This window comes from Corynebacterium striatum (genome assembly GCF_016728105.1).
In the GTDB taxonomy this organism is placed as follows: Bacteria; Actinomycetota; Actinomycetes; order Mycobacteriales; family Mycobacteriaceae; genus Corynebacterium; species Corynebacterium striatum.
The window spans coordinates 1,806,844-1,832,741 of record NZ_CP068158.1; the positions used below are offsets into that span (position 1 = coordinate 1,806,844).

Here is a 25,898-nt window from a genome sequence, read left to right on the forward strand (position 1 = left end):
ACGGTCAAATCTAAAGGGGGATGTTAAACTTTTTCCCCATGAATAACACTGATAACAGGAATCTGCTTCGGTATAGCGCCGTTGCGTCAGCTCTTGTTATTGGTGTTTTTGCGTTTTGGGGTGGCTTCGCCCGCCGGTGGATTTCCGATGACGGCCTCATAGTCCTGCGCACGGTCCGCAACCTGGAAGCTGGGAATGGCCCAGTCTTTAACGCCGGTGAGCGAGTAGAAACCAATACCTCGACGCTGTGGCAATACCTCATCCTTCTCGTGCGATGGGTAACAGGTGCGGATCTGTCAGGTATCGCCATCTACTTGGGCTTGTTCTTCTCTGTCGCCGCGATGTTCATCGGCGCTTGGGCTACGAGCAGGGCCCACCGCACTGCCGTTCTAGCTCCAGCGGGCAGCCTCGTTTATCTAGCGCTACCGCCCGCGCGTGACTTCTTTACGTCCGGTCTCGAATGGGGATTGTCCATCTTCTATCTGGCGGTGCTGTGGTGGATGTTGGTCAAGTGGTCCCGCGGCGTCGACAATGCAAAAGAGTGCGCTAGTGACTCTATGCCGTACTGGCTAGCGCTGTGGGCGGGCATTTCCTGGCTTGTTCGACCTGACCTTGCCCTTTATGGCGGCCTGGTGGGACTTTTGCTGCTCGCTACCCACCGTGGGTGGAAAGCCTGGCTAGGAATCTTGGCCTCCGCGCTGCCCTTGCCGGGCGCATATCAGATTTTCCGCATGGGCTACTACGGCCTTTTGACTCCCCACACTGCGGTGGCTAAGTCGGCGTCGGGAGCTGCATGGAGCCATGGTTTCCGCTACCTTGGTGACTTCGCCCTCCCTTATGCCCTCTATATTCCACTCCTCGTGTTGGGCGGCTGGGCCCTGTGGACCTATCGCTCTAGCCTGCGTCCAACGCGGCTTCGCTCCCAAGCCAGCATTACTTACTTGTTGGTGGGCGCAGCGGTTTTGCACTTTGTCTACATCTTTCGCGTCGGCGGGGACTTCATGCATGGTCGGATGCTCTTGCTACCGCTTTTTGCGATGTTGCTGCCAGTGTTTGTCCTCCCGTTGCGCTCCGCAGCGTCTATCAGTGCGGCACTCTTTTGCGCAGTTTGGTCCGTGGTGATTATCCTGCGCGGGCACCCCACGGATTGGAATACCTACCAAGGGAAAATCAATATTGTCGATGAGCGCGACTTCTGGACCTATTCCGTCAAGCGGGAACCAGGCGATCCGCCTCGCTCTGAGAGGGACTTCCTTCCTATGCGGCAAATGGAGGCCTACCAAGAGGGCATCGATGATCTTGAAAAAGGTGATGCTCTCGCTGTTCTATATGCGCTTCCACGCGAGGAGAACAAGTATGCGTGGAAAGGCGTTGCTCGCGAACCCGGCCGGGACGAGCCGCCTACTTTGTACTTCATCAACATGGGCATGACTTCGATGAATGCCCCGTTGGACGTGCGCGTGCTCGATAACATTGGCTTGGCGACGCCCCTCGCCGCCCGCCAGCCACGCATAGAAAACGGACGGATTGGCCATGACAAGGACCTGCCTTCGTACTGGCAGGCTGCTTTGACGGGCGTGGATATCGATTCGCTGCCACAGTGGTACGACAAGAAGGAAACTGCTAAGGCTCGTCAGGCGTTGCAAACGTCAGATTTCCAAAAGCTCTTTGCGACCTATAAAGACCCGCTTGATGCACACCGTTTCTTTGAAAACATCAAGTTTGCATTGACGGATGGGCGGACTCTGACTTTTTCGGCGGATCCTGACGATTACCTTGTGAAATAGCGGAGAGTTTTCCCAAACTTCGGCGTGTCGCCACCTATAGATGGATCGGCCACCGTAGTGCGCGGGGGGTACAAGGTGGGAGAAATCGGGCTGCGTGGGTTAAGCTGCTAAAGATTCCTCGTTATATTTCCGTGACGTTAACGTTTAGACATGTGGCGACGATAAGTGTGAATAGCACTAAAAATTTTTCTTGATCTCGAAGTTGAGAAGTACAAAAGGAGAGACATGACTGCACTGAGTTCGGGTCTCAAAGCGCGTGTACTCACAGTGGTAATGACCGTTGCGGTCGCGCTTGGCCTCGTCGTAGCTACAGGCACCCAAGAAGCCGAGGCAGCAAACCGTGACTGGCTGCGTCCCGATGCCACCGGTTCTTGCGAATGGGACGGCGTGGGTTGGTGGGTTCAGCGTTGTGACGTTTGGTCGCCAGCAATGGGCCGCAACATCCCAGTCCAGATCCAGCCTGCGAAAAACGGCGGCAACGCTGGCCTGTACCTGCTTGACGGCTTGCGTGCTACCGACAGTACCAATGCTTGGGTTAACGATGTGAATGCTGCCCGTACCTACGAGCCTCACAACATCACCCTGGTTATGCCGGTTGGTGGCGCAGGTTCTTTCTACGCTGACTGGAACGGCCCGGCTACCTATGACTTGGTTGCGCCGACCAACTACCAGTGGGAAACCTTCCTGACCTCTGAGCTGCCGGGTTACTTGGAGCGTAACTTCGGCGTTGCCCGCAATAACAACTCGATCGCTGGCCTGTCCATGGGCGCCACCGCTGCCATCACCTTGGCTGGTAAGCACCCGGATCAGTTCCGCCAGGTACTGTCCTTCTCCGGCTACCTGACCACCACCTTGCCAGGTGCGCAGACCTTCATGCGCCTCGCGCTTCTCGACGCCGGCGGATTCAACATCAACGCAATGTACGGTTCGCTGTTTAACCCGCGTCGCTTCGAAAACGATCCTTTCTACCAGACCGATCGTCTGCGCAATACTGACGTGTACATCTCTGCTGCAACGGGCATTCCGGGTGCCGGTGACGCTGGTTATCTCCCGCAGCACCAGCTTTCTGGCGCGGTCCTGGAGATGTTCTCACGTGCAACCACCCGCATGTGGGAGGCTAAGGCTCGTGCAACTGGTCTGCGCGTGACCACCAACTACCCGATGCAGGGTCTGCACAACTGGGCACAGTTTGGCTACCAGCTGGAGCAGTCCAAGCCGCAGGTTCTCAACGTGATGAACGCTTGGTAAACGCCAAGGAGAGTATCTAGCGAAGCTCTAAACAAGCCGGCCGTAGGAATTCCTACGGCCGGTTTTGTGGTTTTGGGCGTGTTCCTCTTCCAAAAGTCTCAAGTTCAACTTAAACTTGAGCGCACAATAGACAGCACTTCGTGGCCTAGTAGCGTCGTCCGGAGGAGGGGAACCTTCGGAAACCGTATTACTAGGGCGCTCCCTCGACATACCTACAAGGACTCATCCATGCGTAAAAATGCGTCTGCCCCTAACCTGCGCTCTCCAGGTTCCCCGACCAAGGCTCGCAAGGGTCTGGCCATCGCAGCTCTGCCAACCGCTGTAGCAGTTGGCCTCGCTCTCCTGCCGAACGCAACCGCTCAGTCTTCTCTCGGAGCCTTGACCCAGAACTTGGGAAGCTCCGGTCTTTCCGACTCCTTCGCACCGAGCAACCCGCCGCAGCGTACTCCGCTCAACACCGAGTACCCGACCATCGAGGGTCTGCCGGAGGGCGTTGCTGTCTCCCGTGTGGAGTACCTCTCCAATCGCCACCTCAAGGTCTACATCAAATCCGCAGCTATGCCGGATAAGGAGCAGATTGTTCAGATTCAGCTCGCCCGCGACTGGTACTCCAACCCGGAGAAGAAGTTCCCGGAGGTCTGGGCACTCGACGGCCTGCGTGCGCGCGACGATGAGTCCGGCTGGACCATCGAGACCAACATCCTGAGCCAGTACGCTGACCGCAATGTTAACGTCATCATGCCTGTTGGCGGCGAGTCCTCCTTCTACTCCGACTGGCAGCAGCCGGACAATGGCCGTAACTACAAGTGGGAATCCTTCCTGACCAAGGAACTCGTGCCAATCCTGGATAAGGCATACCGCTCCAACCAGAAGCGCGCCATCACGGGTATCTCCATGGGCGGTACGGCAGCCGTCAACTTGGCGGAGCGCAACCCGCACCTGTTCCAGTTCGTCGGTTCCTTCTCCGGCTACCTGGACACCACCACCCGGGGCATGCCAGAAGCAATTGCTGCAGCACAGATGGATGCAGGCGGATTTAGCTCCACCAACATGTGGGGCCCGCACTACTCGCAGGACTGGATCGACCACGACCCGAAGCTGGGTATCGAAGCCCTCAAGGACATGAAGGTCTACGTTTCCTCCGGCTCCGGCAAGGACGATTACGGCAACCTCTCCTCCGTGGCCAAGGGCCCGGCTAACGCTGCAGGCGTCGGTCTCGAGGTCATTTCCCGTATGTCCACCCAGACCTTCGTGGATTACGCCAAGCGTGCAGGGGTGCCGGTCGTGACACGCTTCCGCCCATCCGGCGTCCACAGCTGGGAATACTGGCAGTTCGAGATGAACGAGGCTTGGCCAACCATCGCTGACGCCCTCGGCATCCCGAAGGAAGACCGCGGTGCAGACTGCACCCCGATCGGCGACATCGCAAAGGTGACCGAGTCCGGAATTATCGGCGAATGCCTTAACAACGAATACGACGTCGCAGGCGGCAAAGCTGAGGACTTCCAGGCTGGCACTGCCTACTGGCACCCAGAAACCGGCGCTCACGCCATCTTTGGCCGCATCGGCGCCCGCTACTCCGAGATCGGCGGCCCGACCTCTTGGCTGGGCTTCCCAACCACCGGCGAAGAGAAGACCCCAGACGGCAAGGGACGCTTCGTTCACTTCCAGCACGGCTCCATCTACTGGACCGCCGAGACCGGTGCCTGGGCAATTCCTGCCGACATGGTGAAGGCATGGGGCGAAAACGGCTACGAAAACGGCGACCTCAAGTACCCGACCGCTGCAGTGGTCAAGGTCGGCGAAGGCTACGCTCAGGAATTCCAGAATGGTGTCCTGACCCGTAACCCAGACGAGTCCAACTCCGTGGTCCATGGTGCAATCGGCGCCAAGTACAAGGAGCTGGGCGGCCCTGCCTCCAAGCTAGGCTTCCCGAAGGGTGGCGAAAAGCCAGTCAAGGGCGGCTTCTTCCAGGAATTCGAGCACGGCAACATCTACTGGTCCGCAAACAGCGGGGCGCACTACATCCTCTACGGAGACATCATGGACGAGTGGGGTAAGCGCGGCTTCGAACAGGGCGAGTTCGGCTGGCCAACCACCGATTACACCGAAATCGCAGCGGGCGGCCTTTCCCAGGACTTCCAGCACGGTGTAATCCGGCAAATCATGGGCACCGTTCAAGCGGAGAAGAAGTAACCATGCGCATCAAGGTTCCCGCGGCGTGTGCAGCCGTGATGGCTGCTGCGCTTACGCTGGGCGCTTGCGGTTCCGCCACGGTCGAAAGCACGGACGATTCAACGGACACCAAGGTAGCCCCGCTCGAGCGTTCCGCAGCCCCAACTTCCGACGCCGCGTCGAGCTCGGCGGCTTCGGAGAAGGCGTCGTCAAGCGCATCTGCGTCCCGCGAGCCGGCTTCCGACGCCCCGGAAGATAGCGGTGCGCGTGAAATCTCTGCCATCCCAACCCCGGAACAAAGCCAGGGTCCTGAGCGGGAATTCATAGCCGCTGTCCAGAAAGCGGGAGTAAACACGGATGGTGCCGAAGACCAGATCATCGGCGCCGGCCAAGCGGCATGCCGCGAAGGCGATGTCGTGACCATTCCCGCAGTGGCAGGTCAGCTCATCGAGCAGGGCCGTGCCACACTGTCGCACGAAGAGCTCACCGCTGTCCTGACGGACCAGGCGCGCGGCACCCTGTGCGCTAACTAAGATAGAGAAGTTTTTATGCGTAAAACACTTACGGTTGTTGCCGTACTCGTCGTACTTGCTGTCATCGGCGCTGGCGCGGTTCATTTCTTCAACGCCAATCAGGCACAGGAGAAGAACAACCTCGGTGAGCCGGCACCAGAGTCCGGGGGAGTCGAGGCCCCCGCGCAACCCGACTGGTGCCCGCGCGTAGAAGTTATCTCTGCTCCTGGCACGTGGGAATCCAAGGCCGATGATGATCCCATCAACCCGACCGCAAATCCCAATTCCTTCATGCTGTCCATCAGTAACCCGCTGAAAGAGGCTTATGTGCCGGAGGACGTAAAGGTCTGGACGCTGCCGTACACGGCGCAGTTCAAGAACATCAACGCCCAGCATGAGATGAGCTACGACGAATCCCGCGATGAGGGAACCTCCCGCATGGAGGGCGAGCTCATCACGATGCATGAAACATGCCCGGCTACCAAGTTCATCATTGCAGGCTTCTCGCAGGGAGCGGTGATTGCTGGCGACGTCGCTGACCGTATCGGTGGCGATAACGGTCCGATTCCGGCGGATGCTGTCTCCGGCGTTGCTCTGGTGGCTGATGGTCGCCGGCAGGACGGCGTGGGTCAGAACCCTGGCATGCACGTGGCGGGCGTGGGCGCGGAAATTGCTTTGGAGCCGCTCAACATGCTGATTCAGGGCATCGTTCCGGGTGCTACCATGCGTGGTCCGCGTGCAAATGGCTTCGGTTCTTTGGCGGACCGCACGTTCCAGATTTGTGCGCCGGACGACTCTATTTGCGATGCGCCACTCGACGGCCTGAACGGGCTTGAGCGCGCCCGCGGCCTCATTGAGGCAAACGGCGTGCACGCGATGTATGCCACGAACCCGAACGTGATTCCGGGCACCACGGCGAACCAATGGGTTACCGATTGGGCGCGGGAAATTATCGATAACACCTAGAAAAATCTGCGTGATGTAACGTATGAGACCTTGGCTCTGATATTTTTAATGTCAAAAGTAAACAATCTAAACCCAAAAGGAGATTAGATGGACCTCAATGCGTTGATTGGCCAGTTCTTTGACGAGAAGGGGCAAATAGCTCTTCCGCCGCACCTGACCTTGGCAGGACTCAGTGAGCATGTCTATGGAATGGAAAAGCAGGCTGGGGTTCCGGATCGTCCGGTTCTACGCCAGTGGGTTTACTCCGAAGATCCAAACGGCGTTCCACGCGACTTCACGCGTTCCCAGGTCAACACTCGCATCAAGGTCGTGGCTGCGCGCTTGCAACAAGTCGGCGCAATGGGGGACCGCGTGGCAATTCTTGCCGGCAATTCCCCGGAGTACATCTTCGGCTTCATGGGGGCGATGTATGCGGGTATGACTCCGCTGCCTTTGTATGACCCGAACGAGCCAGGTCATACTGATCATCTGCGAGCCGTATTCGGTGATTCGAATCCATCCATCGTGTTGACGAACAACGTCTCTGCTGCGGCCGTGCGCAAGTACTTTGCCGACCGTCCGTCTGCGGAGCGCCCGCGCGTTATCTCTATTGATTCGCTGCCGGACTCTTTGGCGGCGTCGTGGGTGAATCCGTTGGAGACGGAGGCTGGCCAGGCCGCTGCTGCGAACCTGCAGGGCGCACCTATCGATCAGCCGGCGTTCCTGCAATACACTTCTGGTTCCACGCGAACTCCGGCGGGCGTGTTGCTGACGAATCGCTCCATCATGACCAATGTTCTGCAGATTTTTGCCGCAGTGCAGCTCAAGCACCCATCGCGAATTGTTTCTTGGCTGCCGATGCACCACGACATGGGCATTATCCTTGCTTCCTTTGTCACTATCATGGGCCTCAACTTCGAGATTATGACTCCGCGTGACTTCGTGCAGCAGCCGAAGCGCTGGGTACGCCAGATCAGCCGACAGCCGATGGATGAGAACTTCGCCGCCACTTACTCGGTGGTGCCGAACTTCGCGCTCGAGCTCGCGGCTCGCTACGGTGCGCCGGAGGCGGGCGAGGAACTTGATTTCTCCAATGTCGATGGAATCATCATCGGTTCCGAGCCAGTTACCGAAACCGCGGTGGAGAGCTTCTTGGATGTATTCAGCACTCTCAATCTTAAGCGCGAGGTGTTGCGTCCGTCCTATGGCTTGGCAGAGGCGTCGCTCATGGTGTCTACCCCGCAGGTGGGCGAGCGCCCGTTGATTTCTCACTTCGATCGCGAGCAATTGGCTGCTGGCAAGGCGGTCATTTCAGAAAAGTCTGCGGACACTGTAGCTTTTGCGTCGAATGGTCAGACGGTTCCGGTCCAGTTCCTGACCATCGTGGACCCGGAGACACGGGCAGAGCTTGGCGACGCCCAGATCGGCGAGATCTGGCTGCATGGCGAAAACATGGCTGCGGGCTACTTGGGTCGCGAGGATGAGACCGCCTCCACTTTCCACAACACTTTGGGTGAGCGCCTCGCCGAGGGCTCCCGCGTGGAAGGGGCCCCGGATGACAACAATTGGATGGCCACGGGAGACCTCGCTACCATCGTGGATGGCCAGCTCTACATCACCGGCCGTCTCAAGGATCTCATTGTGGTGGCAGGTCGCAACCACTATCCACAGGATATCGAGGGCACCGTCCAAGAGGCGTCCGAGCACGTGCGCCCTGACTCTGTGGCTGCCTTCTCCGTGGAGGGCGACAACACCGAGCAGCTGGTGCTGCTCATCGAGCGCGCTGACAACGCCGACCCGTCTGGTGACGAAGCTGCAACTGAAGTTGTCCGTACCGCCGTCTCGAAGCACCATGGTCTGACTCCGGATATCATCCGTTGGTTCGGTGCGAACGAAATCAACCGCACCTCCTCGGGCAAGATTGCTCGCCGAGTGGCGAAAAAGCACTTCGAAGTCTAACTTCTTGAAGTCTAACTTTTTCAAGTCCCCCTTGTTCCCGCGTGCGCAAGCTCGGTGGGAGAAGGGGGACTTTGTGTCTCTTGGGTAGCTCCCTAGCGCAGGTGAGTTGTTAACGTGACGGAAGTTAACAAAATGAGACAATAGACCGATATATATGGCATGCGCCAATTTGTGCTGCGCAAAAACTTTCCCAATTAAAGAAAGCTAAATTAGATGACTGTTGAAGAACTAAGGGGCTGGCTGCGCAACTGGGTCGCGCGAACGACCGGCTTGTCCACAGACGAGATCACGGATACCAAGCCTTTAGAAAACTTCGGACTGTCCTCCCGCGATGCAGTTGTGCTTTCCGGCGAACTGGAAAACCTGCTGGGTATGAAGCTCGAGCCTACTGTCGCTTACGAGTATCCCACCATCGCATTGCTGGCGGATCGTTTAGTCAACGGTGGCGGAGCGGCTCCGCTTAGCGACGCCTCCAGCTCCGCCGCTCCCCGCAGCACCGGCATCATCGGTGGCGACATCGCAGTCATCGGTGAGGCTGGACGCTTTCCGGGTGCCGAGAATATTAAAGAGTTTTGGAACATGCTGGTGGAGGGCCGTTCGGGAACCGGCCCGCTGCCGATGGGCCGCTGGTCAGAGTACGCCTCGGAGCCGGTGGTGGCGGACAAGATCGCTAACCAAAACACCGACGGCGGCTACATCGAAGACATCGCGGGCTTTGATGCTGAGTTTTTCGGTTTGTCTCCGCTAGAGGCTGCTAACATGGACCCGCAGCAGCGCATCCTCCTCGAGCTGGCATGGGAAGCACTCGAGGACGCAGGCCTGCCTGCCAACCAGCTGCGCGGCACCTCCACTGGCGTCTACATGGGCTCCACCAACAACGACTACGGCATGCTCATCGTCGCTGACCCAGCAGAGGCGCACCCTTATGCCATGACCGGCACCTCTTCCGCGGTGGTGGCCAACCGTATTTCTTATGCCCTGGACCTGCGCGGCCCGTCCATCAACGTCGATACCGCGTGCTCCTCCTCGCTGGTGGCCGTGAGCCAGGCCGTCAACGACCTGCGCACCGGCGCTTCCGACGTCGCTCTCGCCGGCGGCGTCAACATCTTGGCTGCACCGCACGCCTCGACTGGCTTTAGCGAGCTGGGGGTTATCTCGCCGACCAGTGCTATCCACGCTTTCTCGGACGACGCTGACGGCATCGTGCGTTCTGATGCAGCGGGCGTCCTCGTGCTCAAGCGCCTTGCCGACGCCGAGAGCGACGGCGACAACATCCTCGCCGTCATCAAGGGCACCGCGGTCAACTCTGACGGCCACTCCAACGGCCTGACCGCCCCGAACCCAGACGCGCAGGTCGACGTCCTCGAGCGCGCCTACGCCGATGCAGGGGTTGACCCGCAGCTCGTCGATTACGTCGAGGCCCACGGCACCGGCACCATCCTCGGCGACCCAATCGAGGCCACCGCCCTTGGCCGCGTGCTGGGTTCTGGCCGCACCATGGCTGCCCCGATGCTGCTGGGCTCCGCAAAGTCCAACATCGGCCACTCCGAGTCCGCAGCGGGCGTCGTGGGCATGATCAAGGTCATCGAGGCTATGCGCCACGGCGTCATCCCGCCGAGCATTAACTTCTCCGCGCCGAACCGCTACATCGACTTCGACAACGAGCACCTTGAGGTCGTCGAGGACCCACGCGAGTGGCCTGAATACTCCGGCCAGAAGGTCGCGGGCATCTCCGGCTTCGGATTCGGTGGCACCAATGCGCACGTGGTCATGACCGATTACCGCGGCCTGCCAGCAGAGACCGCCCCACAGGTAAGCGTAGGCGATGATGCTCCAGTCTCCCTACCGATTTCCGGCCTGCTGCCTTCCCGCCGCGCCGCCGCGGCTGGCCAGCTCGCCGACTTCATCGAGCAGGAACACCCTGACCTCCTCTCCCTTGCGCGTACACTTGCGCGTCGCAACCACGGACGCTCCCGTGCGGTGGTGACGGGGACGAACGAGGAGGACGTCGTCAAGCGCTTGCGCCAAGTAGCCGAGGGCAAGGTCTCCATGGGCATCGCCTCCGCGGACTCGCCGTCCGTGCCGGGCCCTGTGTTCATGTACTCCGGCTTTGGCTCGCAGCACCGCAAGATGATCAAGGACGTGCTGGAGATTTCTCCTGCGTTCAAGGATCGCCTGAAGGAACTCGATCGCATCGTGCAGTTCGAGTCTGGCTGGTCCATCCTGGACATCGTTGCTGACGACGCTCAGACCTACGACACTGAGACCGCCCAGGTCGCGATTACCGCCATCCAGATTGCGCTGACGGACCTACTGGCTTCCTTCGGCGTGCGCCCGGCGGGAGTTATCGGCATGTCGATGGGCGAAATCGGTGCAGCTTACGCTTCGGGTGGTCTGTCGGCTGAAGACGCCATGCTCATCGCCGCACACCGTTCCCGCCTGATGGGCGAGGGCGAATCCTCCCTGACCGAGGAGCAGCAGGGCGCTATGGCCGTAGTGGAGCTGACCGCCGAGGAGATCGAGGCACTCGACGGCAACATCGAGCCCGCCGTCTATACGGGCCCCGGCATGACCACAGTGGGCGGCCCGCGCCCTGAGGTCCTTGCGCTGGTGGAAAAGCTCGACGCAGAGGGCAAGTTCGCCCGTGCACTCAACGTGAAGGGCGCAGGACATACCTCGGCGGTGGAGCCGATTCTGGGTGAGCTCTATGCAGATATCGCTGGCATCGAGCCGCGCCCGCTGCACACGACGCTCTACAGCTCCGTTGATCGCGGCGAGATCTACCGCCCAGGTGCGGTGGTCCATAACGAGGACTACTGGATCCGCATGACTCGCCAGCCGGTGCTGCTGCAGGACGCCACGGAAGCGGCGTTTGCCTCCGGTCACACGCAGATTGTGGAGATCTCCCCGAACCCGATTGCGCTAATGGGCCTGATGTCCACGGCTTTTGCGGTGGGCAAGTCCGATGCGCAGTTGCTGTTTAGCTTGAAGCGCAAGGTCGACCCCACGGAGTCTTTGCTGGATCTGCTGGCCAAGCTGTACGTGGCAGGTGCGCCGGTTGATTACAGTGCGGTCTTTGGCTCGGGCGCGCTTGTCGACGCCCCTCACACCCAGTTCAAGCGCCAGCGCTTCTGGACCAACGCTCGCCCGTCTTCGGGTATTTCTGGCCTGCCGGGCGCACGCGTGAATCTGCCGGAGGGCAAGGTGGCGTTCTCCACGAATGCTGACCAAGCGCCGTCTGCTCTGGCCATCTTGGAGGCCGCTGCTGAGGCAGTGAGCCCGGGTGCGCAGATTGTGGCTTCGGAGGAGCACGGGGACCTGCCGCCGCAGGGCGAGGTGTCCACGGTGGTTACGAAATCGCTGGGTGGACTGTCCATTGCGGTGTACTTCGTGAATGGTCCGTCGACGCAGCTTATCGCGGAGGGGTTTGCATCGGCGCTGCGCTTGGGCGATTCCGGTATCCCGGGCGTGGCAGAGATTCCGGTGCCGGCTGAGGCTCCGGCTGCGTTCACTGAGGCCAACGACATCGAGGCCGTGCGCTGGGACCCAGCGACGGAGACCGTGGAGCAGCGCCTCTCGCTCATCGTCTCGGAGTCCATGGGCTACGACGTCTCTGACCTGCCGCGCGAGCTGCCGCTCATCGACTTGGGGTTGGATTCCCTGATGGGTATGCGCATCAAGAACCGCGTGGAGAATGACTTCCAGATTCCGCCGATGCAGGTGCAGGCGCTTCGCGACGCCTCCCTCGCCGACGTCATCACCATGGTCGAGGAGGCCGTCGCTGGCGGCGCTACCGAGCTGCCGGAGCCTTCTGTCGACGCAGCGGCTGACGTGCCAGCTGCCGCAGAGTCTGCGGAGTCTGCAGGCGACGAGGCTGAAGGCGTGGGCGTAGCCCCGCGTGATGCCTCGGAGCGCATGGTCTTCGGCACCTGGGCCACCTTCACCGGCAAGGCCGCAGCGGGCGTGACGTCGCCGCTGCCGGAGATCGACGAGGCGACGGCCAAAGGCATTGCTGAGCGTCTCACCGAGCGCGCCGGGATTGAGGTCAGCGCCCAGCAGGTCCTCGAGTCCGATACTCTCGAACCACTTGCCGACCTCGTCCGCGAGGGCCTCGAAACCGAGGTCGAGGGCAACATCCGCGTGCTGCGCGAAGCCGACGGCCCCGCCGTGTTCATGTTCCACCCAGCCGGCGGCACCACCGTGGTCTATCAGCCGCTGACCCGCCGCCTGCCGGAAGACGTGGCGGTATACGGCGTCGAGAGACTCGAGGGCTCCCTGGAGGAGCGTGCGGAGGCTTATATCGAGGACGTCGTCAAGCATTCGCGTGGCCGTAAGATCGTGCTCGGCGGCTGGTCCTTCGGTGGCGCCCTGGCGTACGAGGTGGCTTATCAGCTCGCCCAGCGCAAGGCCCGCGGCGAGGAGAGCGTGGACGTGGCGTTCATTGCGCTTCTGGATACCACCCAGCCTTCCAACCCAGCACCAGACACCCTCGAAGAGACCAAAGCCCGCTGGGGTCGCTACGCAGCGTTTGCGAAGAAGACCTACGGCCTGGACTTCGAGCCGCCTTACGAGATGCTCGAGACCATGGGCGAGGATGCCCTGATGACGATACTCGCCGAGTTCCTCTCCACCACCGACGCCTCCGAGCACGGCCTGGCAGCGGGCGTGCTGGAGCACCAGCGTGCTTCCTTCGTGGACAATCAGATTCTGGGCAAGCTCGACATGCGCCGCTGGGCCGACGTCGACGTCCCGGTCTTGTTGTTCCGCTCCGAGCGCATGCACGATGGCGCCATCGAGCTCGAGCCGCGTTATGCGGAGATTGATCCCGATGGCGGCTGGGGAGTTATCGTTAAAGATCTGGAAATTGTGCAACTGCAGGGTGATCATCTTGCGGTCCCTGATGAGCCGGCCATCGGTATCGTGGGCAAGCACATGAACGATTGGATCGAGGAGAAGATTCGGTAGTGACTACCACTGCTCATAAACTGGACGACCTGCGCCAGCGCCTTGAGCGCGCGCAGGACCCAGGCAGCGAGCGCTCCCGCAAGCGCCGCGACGACGCTGGCCGCTCAACCCCGCGCCAGCGCATCAACGCGCTGCTGGACGAGGGTTCCTTCGTGGAGACTGGCTTGCTGGCCAAGACCCCGGGTGACCCAGACGCGATTTACTCTGATGGCGTTGTGACCGGTTACGGCCGCGTCAATGGCCGCCCCGTGTGCATTTACGCGCATGACAAGACGGTCTATGGCGGTTCGGTGGGCGTTATCTTCGGCAAGAAGGTCACCGAGATCATGGACATGGCCATCAAGATTGGCTGCCCGGTTATCGGTATCCAGGATTCCGGCGGCGCCCGTATTCAAGACGCCGTGACCTCCCTGGCGATGTATTCAGAGATTGCCCGCCGCCAGCTGCCGCTTAGTGGTCGCAGCCCGCAGATTTCCATCATGATGGGTAAGTCTGCAGGTGGCGCGGTGTATGCGCCGGTTACAACTGACTTCGTCATCGCTGTCGACGGCGAGGCAGAGATGTACGTGACTGGCCCGAACGTCATCAAAGAGGTGACGGGCGAGGAAATCACGTCCCACGACCTTGGTTCGGCGCGCCAGCAGGAGCTCAACGGCAACGTGTCTGTCGTGGTGCCCTCGGAGGATGAGGCCTTTGACCTGGTCCGTGACTTGCTGGATCACCTGCCGCTGACCTGCTTCGACGAGTCCCCGGTCTTTGACGCGCCTACTGATGAAGAGGTAGCCCAGGACACCGAGCTGGATTCCTTCATGCCGGATGATACGAACGCCGGCTACGACATGATGGACCTGCTCACGCAGCTTGGCGACGACGACGAGCTCATCGAGATCCAAGAGAACTACGCCCCCAACATGATTACGGCCTTCGGCCGTATCGACGGCAAGGCCGTGGGCTTTGTGGCGAATAATCCGATGCACTTGGCGGGCTGTATTGACGCCGATGCTGCGGATAAGGGCGCCCGCTTTATTCGTATTTGCGATGCTTACAACATCCCGCTGGTGTTCGTGGTCGATACGCCGGGCTACCTGCCGGGCGTGGAGCAGGAAAAGGCTGGTCTGATTCACCGCGGCGCGAAGTTCGCGTTTGCTGTGGTGGAGGCGACTGTGCCGAAGGTGTCGCTGATTGTGCGCAAGGCTTATGGCGGTGCGTACGCGGTGATGGGGTCGAAGAACCTGACCGGTGACATCAACCTGGCGTGGCCCACGGCGCAGATTGCCGTGATGGGTTCAGCGGCGGCTGTGGTGATGATTGCGGGCAAGCAGCTCGACGCCGCGGAGACGCCCGAGCAGCGTGCGATGACCAAGAAGATGTTCATGGACTTCTACGATGAGACCATGACCGCGCCGTACGTGGCTGCCGAGCGTGGCTACTTGGATGCGATGGTGGAGCCGAATCAGTCGCGCTTGGCGCTGCGTCAGGCGCTGCGTCAGCTAGCTGGTAAGACGCAGCATGACCTGCCGAAGAAGCACACCATCTCCCCGATGTAAGTCCCTAGGTTCAACAGCTATGGGCTGTTGGCGCGCGGGGTGTTAAAGCGGCGTCGTTGAGCAAGTGTGTAACGCCGAGCGGTGGGCTGCACGATATCTTTAAGTGAAAACATCCTCGGAAATAAGGAGTAGGAAAAATGCTGTCCAGCATTCTTGACCTTAGCGGCGACGTTATCAACCTCGTTATCATGCTGCTCAACCGCGTCGGCGTGACCATCTCTGGTTCGTCCCTGAGCTCGAAGTAGCGTTCGCGCGCACCCCTCTGCACGGCCTCTTCTGGCCGTGTAGAGGGGTGCTTCGTTTTACGCTCGGTTGGTGGTTTCTGGTGTACACGACGGCACTAGACTTATGCTAGGCGAACTCGGGGCGGATCGGAGTTTGCCGGGCGTTATTCTGTCCGTCGAAGAAGCTCAATCCATGGTTTCGTTCAAGATAAATAAAACAAATCGCGTGTAATGATGGACACTAGCTACGACGAGATGTAAGGTACATCACTATCAAAGATGTTGTTAGAGAGATGGGGAGAATGCCTCATGGCGTTAGACTTGACAGCTCGTATTCAGCAGCGAAAACCTGATCCGCGCTGGAAACGCCCTCCGCGTTTTATTGCGGGGGCGAATGTATAAATTGTCAAGAATGTGTTAGACGTTGCCCAGTTGCTTTTGCGGCAATCGTGGTTCTTGATCATGGACCTGTGATAATCCCCGAACTCTGCTCAGGTTGTCCGCAGTGTGTGAAAGCTTGCCCGATGGATTGCATATATGAAGATTTGGAGGGTCAGCGCAACGGTACCCCTGAAGAGCTTTGGAAAAAGGTAGAGCAACGTGAAAACGAATTTTAGCCGGCTTCCAGGCCGAAAAGGCGTGCAAGCCGGCGCATCAGAGCCGAACTGTTTGGACGTTGAGTCGAAGTTTCATTCACTCTGGTCTGCAATGGAACGTCAAGTAGGGGAAGGAATCGAGGTTTCTCGCTGGATAGACAAATTGCTTTCGTTTGATGGACGTTTGACCGGAAGTGAGGCGTTGATCAGTCTTTCCCCGCGTGAGAAAGTCTTACGACGATTGCTTCGCGATTCTGATTGGAACCCTTGTGGTGAAAAAGACGATCAGGTCGCGCTACGAATCTCCCTTCTAGTGCATGGAAAGATCAAGCTAGAGGTTTTCCCAACTGAGGAGAAGGTAGATTGCCTCCGTGAGGATGAAATCGGTTATCGAACTGTATTTTGCCCTGACCTGTCCCAAGCGGTTGAACGTGAATTAGAGAGCTGTCAGAGCAGTTCGATTTCCATTAGTCGTCGCGTATCGCTTGTGATCAAGGAATATCATCAACGAGGAGAGCTCGCCCGAAGGGTTCGAAGTGTGAATCAAGCGCTCCGGGAAATTCCTCCGGTTTGTTGCTATTGGAATGGCGAAGCTGTTCAGAATTTCAGGGAGCCTAGGTCTCTGCCGAGCCAGCAAGACTGCTCAGCTCATGTTTTAGACTTTACTGAAGAGGAGGTCCTAGGCCCGGTTACTGCACGAGTCCTGTATTTTTTCTGGGCCTGTGAGCTCTTGAAAGCTGGCGGTCCGAATTCGCTCGAAACTCTCAACGGTCAAGATCTTGGGAGTGTAACGAAGCGTCGGCTTCCGCAAGGTTTAGAAAATGAGAAGTGTCGACGGATCGAGGGCGTTACCCGTCGCAAGATTGTATCGGAAGTGGACATTACTAACTCTGCCGAGGGAGACACGAACCCCTCGAAGCTCTGCGAGGACCGAGAGTACACGCTCGCAGGTTTTGTCGAGCTGGCCTCTGAAACTATTGAACAGATAAAGTTTCAGACGCGAAGCGACGTTGTTATGACCAGGGGATTTCGGGAGATCGGGGCGCTAAGGAAGGCTCTTGATGAGGGGACGATTGAAGAGCTTTCCCGCTTTGACATGTACTCACATTACTGTTGGGTACTAGTCGGGGATCGGCATACTGAGGACGAGCTACACGCAATTTCGTCTCGAATGCGATACAACTCGTGGCATCTTCAGCCTTGGGGAAACACTTCGCCGGCGGAAATGTGTCCAATGAGGTATCACCCAGCTACTCTGCCAAATATTTCGTCTAACCTGGAATTTCACCATACTGGACACATTCGATACTCCGTAAGGCATGCGATTCGAGCCCCCTATTCTCTGAGCCATGGAGGAGAACAGCTTCTTGGTTTCGGTGATATTAGAGCAATGCGACAATCCGGAGAGCGCTATACCGATGAGGACCTCATGAATTGTGTCACGGCTTCGCGCCGAATGGGGGAATACCTCAGTGCACTGTTGGAACAATCATCTGTGACTGAGTTTTCGGCTGAAAGTTGTCGTTTTCCTGAATCCTTGGGCGATCGGATAGCAAATGGTTGTTGACGCACGTGTGACGCGGCTGGCTCGATATAGTTTTGTGTTTGACTATTTTCTGTCGCATCTCGGCTACTTCGCTGTGATGCCGATTCTGGCGCTCTGGCTTCCCGATAAGGTTTCTCCGTTCATCGCTGGTTGTGCGATGGCTGCCTTTGGCATTTCGGTAAGAGCATCAACCTTGGTGATGGGGAGACTCCTACGGTTGCTCCCCTTCGCTGCGGCCATGCAGATTGGTCTAGTTGCCGCGTCAGTTTCTTTCTTTGTTATCGGATTGCAGCCTAATGTGGCGATACTCGTCGTTGCCTTGCTCTTGGCTGGAGCAGGAATAAACATGAATGGATCGAGTATTCGGCACTACCTTGTTGAATCTGAAGCATCTGAGACGACTAAGTTAGAGATTTTTGGATCGATCAATATTGCGGTGAACGTCTCGGCAGCGGTCGGGCCAGTCATCGGCAATGTCTTGTTCTCATCGGCGTCGAATGTGATCTTTTTTTATACCGCTGCGTGCTACTTGGCCGCTGCAGTTGTACCGGCGTTGACGTTGTCATACAAGCTAAGACCTCGGAAAGCTGACGTCCGGGGTTCCTTTGCTCGTAGGGTAATTCAGCCCCTAGGCAAGGCACCTGTGCGTTGGGTTGTTCTCGGCGTGGTGGTTGGGTACATGCTTTATAGTCAGCTCTTTTCTTCCATAGCGGTAGCAGTCAGTGCGCATTACACGTCGCCGGTCATCCGAGGAGCGGTATTTGCGGTAAATGCCCTTTCGGTGGTACTGCTTCAGCCTCTGGGTACACGATTGATTAAGAAAGCACGAGATAGCGGACTATCGAATCAGACGTTGGTGCTGGTTTCTCCTTTAGTTTTTGTAATTGCCCTGGTCGCGGTGAAAATTAATCCATTTCTTGGGATCATCATTTTTTCTTTCGCGGAGACTCTTTTTATTCCGCTAGTGGATGCAGCGCTTCTTTCGTTACCAATGACGGGTTCTTTAGAAGCGGTTCAGGCGCGACAGTTAGTGGTTGCCACTGGGGAAGGAATCGGTCTTGGGCTTGGTGTCATCGTTGCTCCTCAATGGATCGCGTTGTCTGCTGCCGTGCTTATTGTCTGCTGCTTTGTTGTGCGCTTAATGAGTGGAGAACATGACGCTAAACAATGCGACAAGGGTCCATCCTCGGCTAAGCATTGAGAGCGCGGCTATTGACACTGAAACTGACAAACCAACAAACAGATCAATGAAAAAGGCGATGAATATGAAATTGAACGAACGCTTTGCAGATGGTTCCGGCAGTTCTCCTCGAACGCTGACGCTAGTGATGTTTGGCTATAATCACGAGGCACTTTGCGCTCTTGCCGAGGCAGACACAGAATTCTGCGTCATCGTGGTGGAGGAGCGTTCACTGTATGAAAAGAAGGGACTCGAAAAGCGATCTGCTGATCCTCGAATTCGATCTGTTCTTTCGCGGTGGGAGTGGTGCGAGTATCAGAACAACTCTGATGCAGCTGTTGAATGCATCCGTGAGCTTTTAAAGGATACGCATATCGATGGCATCGTGCCGGGCTTGGAGTATGCCGTAGGTGCTGCCAATGCTGCAGCTCGCGCCGTCGGCCTGCCGCATGCAGGGGAAGATGCTCCCTTACGAGATAAAATTGCGTTCCGCCGCTGTGTGGGCGGAGTTCAATGGACTGAGGTTAAGAGCGAAAGCGACATCTTTGAGCCTCCCTGTGTGATTAAGCCAGCGAACCGTCAAGCCTCACTTGGTGTCTCAATCATTCGTTCATCAGAAGAAATTTCGTCGGCGTGGACTCATACGTCGACCGCACGCGAACCTCGCCAGGAAGCGGGCCGACCATGGGATACTCGCTACATTTGCGAGAGCTTGATAGAGGGAGATGAGACGTCGGCCGAATGCCTCGTAGTCGATGGTGATGTGGTGTTTCTGAACATTACGAGCAAAGAGACTAGCGGTGCCGTGGAATTAGGACACGAAGTAGGACAGCACAATCCTGGGGTGGAGGAGGCCATGCGGGACTTGGTGTCGAAATTGGGGGTGCAGACCGCTCTACTGCATGCCGAATTCAAGGGCACCACACCCATCGAATGCGCAGGCCGCCCACCAGGCGACCGAATCATGCTTCTCATTGGTCGGGCGTGGGGAGTAAATCTCTATGAGCAGTGGGCACGTGCTATGTGCCAATATACGGTTTCAGTGCCACAACAACCTAGTTCTTCAGCAGCTATTCGCTTCATTCATGCGCCGCGGGGTTTGGTACGGAGCATTGAAGATCCAACGGGACATGGCGTTATCACAGTTGAACCGAATACCTGGGTCTCCGAACTAGCATGTTCGTGGGACAGAGTAGGTTTCGTGGAAGCTGATACGCATGCGGACGCAGTTCGCCGCGCATCGCAGGTTCGTTTCAAGATGGCCAACGATGTAGTTCTCTATCTCAACCACCGGAGGACTGCAGCGGAATGGACACCAGCGTTCGAAGCATCTGATGGTGCGGTGCTTCTCACTGACAAGGAAGTTCGACCTGCCGGCATCGTAGAGACAGTGCAGCTCGATACCAATGACCAAGATGCTGTCACTGCAACAGTGGATGAATTGTCATCCCGCTACGACATCCGTGGAGTTGTCACTTTCAGCGACCGTGATGTAGAGACGGTGTCCTTGCTTGCCGATAAACTCGGCCTTCCTGCACCATCGCAGGCCGCTGCTCTGAAGGCACGGAACAAATTTGAGATGCGAAAGGCCGTGCAAAGTATCGCACCGCATATGGTTCCTTCCTTTTCGTTTATTGAGCCGGGGGATAATGCACAATCGGTAATGGAGGGTGCAGGAATCACGGTCCCGTGTGTGGTTAAGCCAGTGGATGCTTCTGGATCTCGAGGGTTTTCCCTGTGCCATACGGCGGACGAAGTCTCGGCTGCGGTGTCCCGATGGGGCGGACCGATGGTAGTGGAGGAGTTACTGACCGGAAGTGAACACAGCGCTGAGGGATATGTGTACGAGGGGGACGTTCATCTCATAGGCGTGACAGATAAAACGACTACAGCTAAGTTTCGATTGGAAATTGGGCAGGTTTTTCCATCGGCCGTAGAGGGCATTCAGGATGCGGTGAAGCCGCTTCTACAAGCGACAATCAAAGCCCTCGGAATCAATAATTGTGCGTTCCATATGGAATTCTTCTTTGATGCTAGAACATCAACAGTTAAGTTGGTCGAGATTGCTGCTCGACCAGGTGGAGACTACATTGCCTCCCACTTGGTACCGCAGGTAACCGGTGTATCCTTCGCTCGTGATTTGGTACGCATTGCAACGGGGCAAAGACCTTCATTTGCAGTGCCCCGTGATGGCTATGTGGCGGCAACATTCAAGCTACATACTGATAAAGAGGGAGTACTTAAATCTATGGGTCAGCTTCCTACTGCTCCTATCGTCGTAGAATCCCAACAACACGTGCATGTCGGCGATGTGATTACGCAACCCCCTGCCGACACATTGAGTTCAATCCTTGCGGAAGTTGTAGTAGTCGCGGCGTCTCGGAGAGAGATTGAAGCTTTTGAATCGAGACTTCGGGAAGTGGAGGTCGTCGTTGAATAAGCAACGAATAGGCTTGGTCGGCGCATTCCCTCGGATGCCGCACGGTCATCATCAGCTAGGCATGCTTCGAGATGCCGCTGCTCGCCAAGGCGTAGAGCTCATCGAATTAGACGGGAAGAACCTCGACGAGGCGCTCGCTCGGAAGGAATCAACTGGATACAGTGACTGTGAAGGCTACGTATGCTTCCGCGAAGACTACACATATCAGACCGCTCTTCTCGACGATTCTGGTAACGCTCCAGAGGACGTAGCTAGATTGAAGCGGAAGGATGAGGCTCGTCAATGCTTGCGCGATGCTGGTTTCGAACAACCGGCGACGGCAGAGGAACCGCGAGATATACCAGGTCCTTGGGTCGTGAAGCCCCGCAGCGGATCAGGTAGTGCTGGAGTGAGTGTTCACACTGATCTCGAGAGTGCGAGGGAGGCGCTCCGAACACTGTCGGACGGCTTCGTCGAAACATTCGTCCAAGGCACTGAGTTTTCAGCGGAGGGATACTTCTACGCCTCCGAACCTGTCGTAGTCGGTATCACTGATAAGAGGCTTGAGGGCGTGGTGGAAATCGGCCACCGTTACCCTAGCGTCCTTCTCTCCGATCATGAAGAAGAGATAGCCGCATCTGTCATTTCTGCCCTAAACACATGGGGACTGAACGCGGGGCTCTTTCATGTCGAGGGCTGGTGGGTGGACGGCCAGGGGGTGGTTCTAGGTGAAGGGCATGTGCGCCCAGGCGGCGACTTCATTCACCTACTTGTCAGTTCTGTACATGGTGCAAACATTTTTGATCCTCTCATTGCAGATGCTTTGCGCCAGCACGGTAGAAAAAACGCTCTTAACGATGGATTTGTCTTTCCTCAACGGCGCGATGGTCACAGTAGCGCTGTTCGCTATATCCAAGTCCCTCCCGGAACTATCACAGCCGTTAGTGGGGTCGAAGAAGCGCTATCGGAGCCAGGAATTCTTGCTGGCTATTGCACAGCGGAACCTGGTGTAAGGGTGGAGACTGCGAGTTCTTCAACAGAGCGACTTGGTTGCCTCGTAGCGCATGCCTGCGGTGGAGAAGATCCGGAAGATATTCTGGATCGCGCAATGGGTAAGTTGCGGATTACCGTGAGCAATTAGGCACGCGAGCGGGACGCAAAGGCCGCGATGGCGCGCCAGCCAAAGAAGAATAGCGCGGACATCACGGTGGCCACGATGAGGAAGGACCAGTGCGGCAGACGCCCGTTGACCAGCATCCACAAAGCCATGCCGCCGATGACGGCGCTCAGCCACACCACGGCGCCCTCCTTCCACAGGCCGCTTAGCTTCGTGGCCATGATGATGACCCAGCCCACGAGCGCGCCCACGGTCCACGGCCAGAAGGCATCAACCCAGGAGCTAAAGCTCAGGCCACCATGCGCCAGGCGGGCGAGGATGGCGAAGAAGGCGAGAGCGAGGATGTCGATAAGCGGGGCAACGCGCATTTAGGATTCCTTCCGGTTCAACGCCGCGTAAGAAAAGCCATCGCGGGCGTAGTGAGCGAAGTAGATGACCCATCCAATGATAGTGATGAGCGCAAAAGAAATAAGCCGGTAGATGATGGCCGCGGAGGTGGCGTGCACCACGGTCAGGCCTGTCGCCACCAGAGGGGTGATGAGCGCGGCCTCCACCGTGCCCAGACCACCCGGGGTGACCTGCGCGGAGCCAGCCAGCTTCGCGGCGAGGAAGGCCAGTGCAACGCCGGCCAGGGTGGTGTCATCAGCACCCGCGCGCAGCCACGGAATCTCCCCGGTTACCGCCCACACGGAAGCCCATAGCGCGGCCATATCGGCCAGGCGGTGCACCAGAGACGCACCAGCAACCACAGCAAAGGGGCCGCGTGAAAGGTGGACCTCGCCGAGGTTGCGGACCTCCTGAATCGCGCGGTCCCGTTTCGGGCCGGGCCGTAGCTTGCGCAGCCAGCGCTCAAGGGTCACCGGGTGCGAGGTCAGCCAGAAGATGCCGCCGAGTGCCGCGAGCATGAGGACAACCGTGGTGATAAGCGATCCCAAGGCCATATCGGCATTGAGGAAAAACACCCCGCCGAGCCCAATGAGCGCGAGGAACATCGAGCTAACAATCGAGGACAAGAACAGGAAGTAGCTGCACAGCGCCACCGACGCGTCCCAGCGGCGCTGCACCTGAAAAGTGAGCACTGCGGAAAAGGCGGGGCCGGCGGGCAGGGTAGTGGACCACGCGTTGGAGGCCAGAGTAATGGCGTAGGTTTCACACAATGGGACCTTGACGCCGCCGGCGCCGATGAGTCGCTTCATCACTTCCGCCATGCCCGCGATGGACAGCAGCGCGAAGAACACCACCAGCACCACGGGGAAAGGTTTGGCGTGGCGCAGACGGCGCAATCCCTCGGAGATGAAGTCCAGCTGGTCGCGGAAGAACCACGCCAGCGCGGCCAGAATCAGCAGGGAGATTATCCAGGTCAGCCAGTTCTTCTTCATCGACCATCCGTGGAATTGAGGCGCTTGACCAGCTCGGAGAAGGGGATGAGCTCCTCGTCAGTATCGGCACTGCGGTCCCCGCGTACGGCGGCTTCGTTCGCCGTGCTTGCCGACGCCCCCTCCTCCGCGAGTACCTGGCTGGCCGCGGGTGCTGGGGCCGGGGCTGCAGCCACAGCAGGATGCTGCGCAGCGACGGGCTCGGGGGAGTCGCCGCCCAGGCGGTGGGTCAGGCGGGTGAGGAAGCGCGGGGCCCACCAGTTGTCCTCACGCAGCAAGTGCATGACGGCGGGAACGAGCAGCATGCGGACAATGGTGGCGTCGAAAGCCAAGGCGAAAATCATGCCGAACGCGATGTACTTCATCATCACGATGTCGGAGAAGCCGAAGGCACCCGCCACCACAATCATGATGAGCGCCGCCGCAGTGATGATGCCGCCGGTGTGTGCGGTACCGCTGGCGATGGCATGATCCGTGGACTGCCCCGCGCGCCGGGCCTCGACCATGCGCGAGACCAGGAAGACCTCGTAGTCCGTCGAGAGGCCGAAGACGATGGCGATAATCAGCACCAGAATTGGGCTCATCAGCGGACCTGCGGTGAAGTTGAGGGCGCCGGAACCGAAGCCGTCGACAAACATGAGCGTGAGGATGCCCAACGTGGCGCCGAGGGAAAGTAGCGTCATCAAGATGGCCTTAAGCGGCAAGATAAACGAGCCGAATACCAGCGACATCAGCAGGAACGTCGCTACCACCACGTACAGCGCCATCCAGGGCAGCTTGTGGAAGAGCGCGTCCAAGGACTCCACCTCCATCGCCGGCGTGCCACCGACGTAGAGCTCAACGCCCTCCGGCGCCTCAATCTGCTCGAGCTCGTGCACGATGCGGGCGTAGTCGTCGCGGTCCTCGATACCTGCGGCCAGGACGGTGGTGCCGTCCTTAGTCGGCGTGGTCGGGCCCATGGGTTTGGTGAGGCCGTCGAGCTGCCGCACTTGCATGATGACGTCGACAAGCTGCGCGTTCGTCGCATTCGTCACCACGAGCTTGACTGGCTCCGTGCGGAAGGAGGGGAACTCCTCGTTGAACTTGTCCTGCGCCATGCGGGTCTCGTGCGTGGGCGGCAGGTAGGTCTCGTTGATGCCGCCGAACTTCACGCCGAGGACCGGCAGTGTGAGCGCGATGAGCAGGGCGCAGATGCCTACGGTCATCAGCTTCGCGTGGCGCATGGCCCAGTGCGGCAGCTTGTACCAGAAGGTGTCCTCGATGCGGCGCGCGCGGCGAGAGGTCTTGCGCACGGAAAACTTGTCGATGTTCTTGCCCAGCAGGCCAAACAGTGAAGGCAGCACGGTCACCGAAAGCAGCGCCGCGAGGCCGACCGCAGAGATGGAGCCGTAGGCCACGGACTTTAGGAACGCCTGCGGGAAGAGGAACAACCCAGACAGAGCCACGGCGACCATACCCGCGGAGAAGACCACGGTCTGGCCCGCGGTGGCGGTGGTGGTAGCCACGGCGTCGCGGACATCGCGGCCTTTGTCGAGCTCCTCACGGAAACGGGAGACCATGAACAGGCCGTAGTCGATGGCCAATCCCAAGCCGAGGAGCGTGACGACGGCCTGCGCAAAGACGTTGACCTGCTGGAAGCCGGCGAGGACGGACAGGATGCCCAGGGAACCGAGGATGGACAGGCCGCCGACGACAAGCGGCATAAACGCCGCCACGACAGAGCCGAAGACAAAGAGCAGCAGCAAGCCCACGAGGGGCAGGGCGGCCTTTTCGGCGCGGGAGATGTCGTTGGCCATGCCTTCGTCGAGGGCGTCCGCCACGGCGGTGGCGCCGCCTACTTCGAGGGGGACGTCGGTGGCAGTGAGGTCGTCCTCGATGGCGCGGAAGTCTTTGAGGGTCTGCTCGCCGTCGCCCTTGAGGCTGATGGCGGCAAACGCCGTGGTGTGGTCGCGGTTGACCAGGTTGGGGTTCTTGGTATCGAAGTAGCTGGTGATGCTCTCGATTTCCTGCGGGTGGTTGGCCTTGAGCTCGGCGAGGTGCGCCTTGGCGGCGTCGAAGTTCTTGTCGGGATCAGCAAAGAGCAAGACGACGTCGCCCGAATTGTCACGGCCGAACGTTTCTTGCTCGATTTTCGCCGCGCTTGTCGACGCCGCACCCGGGTCCTCCCAGCCCTCCTGGCTCATGCGCTCGCCTAGGCGGGTGCCGAAGCCGAAGAAGAGCAGCAGGATAAGTCCCACGATGACGAGTGGGACGACCTTGCGGTGGGCGTAGGAAAAACGGCCCCAAGCATAGAACATGGTTC

At 58.7% G+C, this 25,898-nt stretch carries 16 protein-coding genes; 13 read left to right on the forward strand and 3 right to left on the reverse strand.

Annotated features, from left to right (window positions below):
• The first annotated feature begins 38 nt into the window (after positions 1-38).
• From zomB to I6I72_RS08605, 13 genes are all read left to right on the forward strand, one after another.
• Positions 39-1,787, forward strand: a complete 1,749-nt coding sequence (gene zomB / locus I6I72_RS08545) for a flagellar motor control protein ZomB (RefSeq protein ID WP_049062303.1) — start codon at positions 39-41, stop codon at positions 1,785-1,787.
• Positions 1,788-2,012: 225 nt separating this feature from the next.
• Positions 2,013-3,035 carry an alpha/beta hydrolase gene (locus I6I72_RS08550; protein ID WP_005529483.1) on the forward strand — a complete coding sequence of 341 codons (1,023 nt, stop codon included), beginning with the start codon at positions 2,013-2,015 and terminating at the stop codon, positions 3,033-3,035.
• A 228-nt stretch (positions 3,036-3,263) separates the two neighbouring features.
• Positions 3,264-5,231 carry an alpha/beta hydrolase-fold protein gene (locus tag I6I72_RS08555; RefSeq protein ID WP_049146799.1) on the forward strand — a complete coding sequence of 656 codons (1,968 nt, stop codon included), beginning with the start codon at positions 3,264-3,266 and terminating at the stop codon, positions 5,229-5,231.
• A gap of 2 nt (positions 5,232-5,233) precedes the next feature.
• On the forward strand, positions 5,234-5,743 hold the full coding sequence (locus tag I6I72_RS08560) for a DUF732 domain-containing protein (RefSeq protein WP_049062255.1): 510 nt from the start codon (positions 5,234-5,236) through the stop codon (positions 5,741-5,743).
• A gap of 15 nt (positions 5,744-5,758) precedes the next feature.
• A complete protein-coding gene (locus I6I72_RS08565) occupies positions 5,759-6,688 on the forward strand; it encodes a cutinase family protein (protein ID WP_049062256.1) in 930 nt (309 codons plus the stop codon).
• Positions 6,689-6,775: 87 nt separating this feature from the next.
• Complete coding sequence (locus I6I72_RS08570) at positions 6,776-8,626, forward strand: FadD32-like long-chain-fatty-acid--AMP ligase (RefSeq protein ID WP_070508912.1); 1,851 nt, start codon at positions 6,776-6,778, stop codon at positions 8,624-8,626.
• A 213-nt stretch (positions 8,627-8,839) separates the two neighbouring features.
• The gene (locus I6I72_RS08575) at positions 8,840-13,591 is read left to right on the forward strand and encodes a type I polyketide synthase (RefSeq protein ID WP_049146802.1); all 4,752 of its coding nucleotides are present in this window, start codon (positions 8,840-8,842) and stop codon (positions 13,589-13,591) included.
• Complete coding sequence (locus I6I72_RS08580) at positions 13,591-15,138, forward strand: acyl-CoA carboxylase subunit beta (RefSeq protein WP_046645884.1); 1,548 nt, start codon at positions 13,591-13,593, stop codon at positions 15,136-15,138. Before I6I72_RS08575 ends, I6I72_RS08580 begins: the two co-directional genes overlap by 1 nt.
• A gap of 622 nt (positions 15,139-15,760) precedes the next feature.
• Positions 15,761-15,979 (forward strand): 4Fe-4S binding protein, encoded by a 219-nt coding sequence (locus I6I72_RS14005; RefSeq protein ID WP_374064426.1) that lies wholly within the window; start codon positions 15,761-15,763, stop codon positions 15,977-15,979.
• On the forward strand, positions 15,963-17,525 hold the full coding sequence (locus tag I6I72_RS08590) for a hypothetical protein (protein WP_129720794.1): 1,563 nt from the start codon (positions 15,963-15,965) through the stop codon (positions 17,523-17,525). Before I6I72_RS14005 ends, I6I72_RS08590 begins: the two co-directional genes overlap by 17 nt.
• Positions 17,515-18,705: an MFS transporter gene (locus I6I72_RS08595; protein WP_046645885.1), complete on the forward strand. Its 1,191-nt coding sequence runs from the start codon at positions 17,515-17,517 to the stop codon at positions 18,703-18,705. Before I6I72_RS08590 ends, I6I72_RS08595 begins: the two co-directional genes overlap by 11 nt.
• Positions 18,706-18,769: 64 nt before the next feature.
• Positions 18,770-21,124 carry an ATP-grasp domain-containing protein gene (locus tag I6I72_RS08600; protein WP_049146804.1) on the forward strand — a complete coding sequence of 785 codons (2,355 nt, stop codon included), beginning with the start codon at positions 18,770-18,772 and terminating at the stop codon, positions 21,122-21,124.
• A gap of 61 nt (positions 21,125-21,185) precedes the next feature.
• Positions 21,186-22,244 carry an ATP-grasp domain-containing protein gene (locus I6I72_RS08605; protein WP_005529503.1) on the forward strand — a complete coding sequence of 353 codons (1,059 nt, stop codon included), beginning with the start codon at positions 21,186-21,188 and terminating at the stop codon, positions 22,242-22,244.
• Here the strand turns inward: I6I72_RS08605 and I6I72_RS08610 are convergent.
• From I6I72_RS08610 to I6I72_RS08620, 3 genes are read right to left on the reverse strand one after another with little or no spacing between them, the layout of a single operon-like run.
• A complete protein-coding gene (locus I6I72_RS08610) occupies positions 22,241-22,588 on the reverse strand; it encodes a DUF3054 domain-containing protein (RefSeq protein ID WP_005529505.1) in 348 nt (115 codons plus the stop codon). The genes I6I72_RS08605 and I6I72_RS08610 overlap by 4 nt on opposite strands.
• Positions 22,589-23,599, reverse strand: coding sequence for a lysylphosphatidylglycerol synthase transmembrane domain-containing protein (locus tag I6I72_RS08615; protein WP_046645886.1), 1,011 nt, complete (start codon positions 23,597-23,599; stop codon positions 22,589-22,591).
• A complete protein-coding gene (locus tag I6I72_RS08620; protein ID WP_201806730.1) occupies positions 23,596-25,893 on the reverse strand; it encodes an MMPL family transporter in 2,298 nt (765 codons plus the stop codon). The genes I6I72_RS08615 and I6I72_RS08620 overlap by 4 nt, the downstream gene beginning before the upstream one ends.
• Positions 25,894-25,898 lie beyond the last annotated feature (5 nt).

Excerpts from the sequence above, each read along its gene's own strand:
- zomB (WP_049062303.1), top strand. The coding sequence starts at position 39 with ATGAATAACACTGATAACAGGAATCTGCTTCGGTATAGCGCCGTTGCG.
- I6I72_RS08550 (WP_005529483.1), top strand. The coding sequence starts at position 2,013 with ATGACTGCACTGAGTTCGGGTCTCAAAGCGCGTGTACTCACAGTGGTA.
- I6I72_RS08555 (WP_049146799.1), top strand. The coding sequence starts at position 3,264 with ATGCGTAAAAATGCGTCTGCCCCTAACCTGCGCTCTCCAGGTTCCCCG.
- I6I72_RS08560 (WP_049062255.1), top strand. The coding sequence starts at position 5,234 with ATGCGCATCAAGGTTCCCGCGGCGTGTGCAGCCGTGATGGCTGCTGCG.
- I6I72_RS08565 (WP_049062256.1), top strand. The coding sequence starts at position 5,759 with ATGCGTAAAACACTTACGGTTGTTGCCGTACTCGTCGTACTTGCTGTC.
- I6I72_RS08570 (WP_070508912.1), top strand. The coding sequence starts at position 6,776 with ATGGACCTCAATGCGTTGATTGGCCAGTTCTTTGACGAGAAGGGGCAA.
- I6I72_RS08575 (WP_049146802.1), top strand. The coding sequence starts at position 8,840 with ATGACTGTTGAAGAACTAAGGGGCTGGCTGCGCAACTGGGTCGCGCGA.
- I6I72_RS08595 (WP_046645885.1), top strand. The coding sequence starts at position 17,515 with ATGGTTGTTGACGCACGTGTGACGCGGCTGGCTCGATATAGTTTTGTG.
- I6I72_RS08600 (WP_049146804.1), top strand. The coding sequence starts at position 18,770 with ATGAAATTGAACGAACGCTTTGCAGATGGTTCCGGCAGTTCTCCTCGA.
- I6I72_RS08605 (WP_005529503.1), top strand. The coding sequence starts at position 21,186 with ATGCTTCGAGATGCCGCTGCTCGCCAAGGCGTAGAGCTCATCGAATTA.
- I6I72_RS08610 (WP_005529505.1), bottom strand. The coding sequence starts at position 22,588 with ATGCGCGTTGCCCCGCTTATCGACATCCTCGCTCTCGCCTTCTTCGCC.
- I6I72_RS08615 (WP_046645886.1), bottom strand. The coding sequence starts at position 23,599 with ATGAAGAAGAACTGGCTGACCTGGATAATCTCCCTGCTGATTCTGGCC.
- I6I72_RS08620 (WP_201806730.1), bottom strand. The coding sequence starts at position 25,893 with ATGTTCTATGCTTGGGGCCGTTTTTCCTACGCCCACCGCAAGGTCGTC.